A 3,148-nucleotide genomic window follows, 5' to 3' on the forward strand; every position below is an offset into this window, starting at 1 on the left:
GGTCGCCCCGGCCCCCACCACGGCGAAGGTCAGCCGCCGGGCCCGCGCCCGCGGATCCTCCTCGAGTTCGGCGAGTTCGAACGCGCCGAAGATCCGCCCGCGCAGTTCGAGCGCGTCGTCGATGCTCTTGAGCCCCGGCGCGTGCTCGGCGAACTCCGCCCGGCCGAAGTAGGACTGGCTCGCCCCGGTCGCCACGATCAGGCTGTCGTAGCCCACGTCGAACGGCGCGGTGCGTCCGGGCGCGCGCGCCGTGACGGTCCTGGCCTCGAGGTCCATCGAGACGGCCGTGCCCAGCAGCACCCTGACGTTGCGCTGGCGGCGCAGGATCTCCCGGACCGCGGGCGCGATCTCGCCCTGCGACAGGATGCCGGTGGCGACCTGGTAGAGCAGCGGCTGGAACAGGTGGTTCGGGGTGCTCGCCAGGATCGTGACGTCCGCCTCCGCCCGCCGCAGCGCCTTCGCGGCGAACAGCCCGCCGAATCCGGAGCCGATGATCAGCACCCGGTGGCGCGAGCCCGGATTCCAGGACAGCGGGCGCGGCGGGTTCGAATTCGGGTTCGGCGGTTCGGGCTGGTCCATGGCACTCCAGACGCTGGCGGATGGTCCGCCGTCAACCTATCGTGCGCGTCGACGGCCGACCAAGGTCCTCATGGTCCCGCCTCGTATACCCGCGATCGGCCGTCCCAACGGTCCCGTCCGGCCGACATCAGTCCTATCATCCTCATGCGAAACGCCGAACAGCTCCGACCTGCACGGCTCCGGCCTGCGGCCTGGTTACATTGCAGCCCATGGGCAGCACCGAGCACTCCGAGGAACCCGCGCCCCAGGACGAGGCCGCCGCCACCGAGCCGCCCGCGGGCGAGGAGCGGTCCGCGGCGCACGAACCGGCGGCGGGCGAGGAGCAGCCCGCGCCGGACGAGCCGGCCGCCGCGGCAGAGTTCTTCGCCGCGGAGGCCGATGCCGACGACTCCGACGCCGAGCCCGCGGCCGGCGAGCCGTCGCGCCGCGGCCGGTCCTGGCGCCCCCTGGCCGTCTTCCTCGGCGTGAGCGCGCTCGCCGGGGTGCTGCTCGGCGGCCTCGCCCTGCCGCTGCTCGGCTCCGGCGCGCTCGTGGTCAAGGCCGCCTCAGACCACTTCGAAGACCTGCCCGACGACTTCCAGGCCCCCGCGCTGCCGCAGCGTACGAACATCCTGGCCGCGGACGGCTCCGTGCTGGCGCAGACCTGGGGCGACTACGGCAACCGCGTCGTGGTCCCGCTCAAGCAGGTCAACGCGAACATGCCCAACGCCCTGATCGCGATCGAGGACGCCCGCTACTACCAGCACGGCGGGATCGACCTGACCGGCACCGTGCGCGCGTTCTTCCACGACGCCCAGGGCGACAGCACCCAGGGCGGCTCCACCATCGCGCAGCAGTACGTCAAGAACGTGCTGCTGCTCGAGGCCGGCACCAACCAGAAACGCCAGCAGCAGGCCGTCGCCGACACCATCGCCCGCAAGATCACCGAACTGCGTTACGCGGTGTCGGTCGAGAAGCAGATGGACAAGCAGAAGATCCTGGAGAACTACCTCAACCTGGTCTACTTCGGCAACGGCAGCTACGGCGTGCAGGCCGCGGCCCAGCGCTACTTCTCCACCACCGCGGCCCAGCTCACCGCCCCCCAGGCCGCGATGCTCGCCGCGATCGTGAACAGCCCCACCTACTACGACCCGTTCACCAACCCGCAGGCCACCCTCGCCCGGCGCAACCTGGTGCTGGAGAAGATGGCCTCCCCGGACCTGGGCTACCTGACGCCGCAACAGGCCGCCGAGGCCGAACAGACCCCGCTCGGCCTGCACCCGGCCGCCCAGAGCAGCGGCTGCATCGGCGCCGTCGCCGCGGCCTCGTTCTTCTGCAACTACGTCTACACCACGTTCCTGAGCGACCCGGACTACGGCGCCACCGCCGCCGACCGCGAGGCGCTGTGGGAGCAGGGCGGCCTGACCGTCACCACCACCCTCGACCCGGCCGCGCAGAGCGCCGCGGCCAAGGCCGTCGCCGACCACACCTACCCCACCGACAAGGTCGCCTCGGCCATCGCCATGATCCAGCCCGGCACCGGCCAGATCAAGGCCATGGCCCAGTCCCGGCCGATGGGCAACGGAGCCGGCCAGACCTTCGTCAACCTCGCCGCCGACCCCGCGCACAACGGCACCCTGGGCTACCAGGCCGGATCCTCCTTCAAGATCTTCACCGGGCTCGCCGCGCTCAACCAGGGCATCGACCCGAGTCTGCCGGTCGACTCGCCCTCCCCGCTCTCCGGCTTCGTCGGCACCCGCCTCGCCACCTGCGCCGACGGCGGCACCTCGATCTCCTGGCCGTCGAGCTACCGGCCGGACAACGACGACAAGGCCGACCACGTCGTGCCGATGGACCAGGCCTTCTGGTTCTCCGTCAACACCTACTTCCTCACCCTGGAGACCCAGACCGGCCTGTGCGCCCCCGCGCAGCTGGCCCAGAGCATGGGCGTGACCAAGGACAACGACCTCGGCACCGGCAAGCCGCTGGACCAGTTCGCCTCCTTCACCCTCGGCACCAACCAGATCACCCCGATCGCGATGGCCGCCGCGTACGCCACCGTCGCGGATCAGGGCACGTACTGCGTCCCCTACGTGATCACCGCCGTGCACGACATCAACGGCAAGCAGTACAAGGGCCAGGCCCAGACCTGCAAGAAGGTGCTCGACCCCAACGTGGCCAACGAACTCACCTCCATGCTGCAGGGCGTGCTCAGCCAGCCCGGCGCCACCGCCTCCGGCCTCGGCCTGTCCGGCGGCCGCCCGGCCGCCGGGAAGACCGGCACCACCGACGGCGGCGTGGCCACCTGGTTCGACGGCTACACCCCGCAGCTGGCCGCCGCCGCGTGGACCGGCTTCGTGGACGCCGGCAAGAAGGGCGAGACGATGTCGGACATCACCATCGGCGGCCGCTACTACGGCGGCCAGATCTTCGGCGCCACGATCTCCGCCCCGATCTGGCGCCAGGCCATGGACGGCGCCCTGGCCGACCAGCCCGACGTCGGCTTCGCCGCCCCCACCGGCTTCCCGACCGACAAGCCGAGCGCCTCCGCGTCCGCATCCGCGAGCCCCGGCGCCGCCCTGCCCGCCAA

General features: G+C 71.7%; 2 protein-coding genes. One reads left to right on the forward strand and one right to left on the reverse strand.

Going from position 1 to position 3,148, the window contains the following annotated elements; translation table 11 throughout:
- On the reverse strand, positions 1–579 hold a 579-nt coding region (locus tag KDL01_RS39990), incomplete at its 3' end, for an NAD(P)/FAD-dependent oxidoreductase (RefSeq protein ID WP_212533940.1).
- Positions 580–788: 209 nt separating this feature from the next.
- On the opposite strand from KDL01_RS39990, the gene KDL01_RS39995 reads away from it, so the two are divergent.
- Positions 789–3,148, forward strand: a 2,360-nt coding sequence (locus KDL01_RS39995) for a transglycosylase domain-containing protein (protein ID WP_212533941.1), incomplete at its 3' end; no start/stop codon positions are given.

This window comes from Actinospica durhamensis (assembly GCF_018139695.1).
GTDB lineage: Bacteria > Actinomycetota > Actinomycetes > Streptomycetales > Catenulisporaceae > Actinospica > Actinospica durhamensis.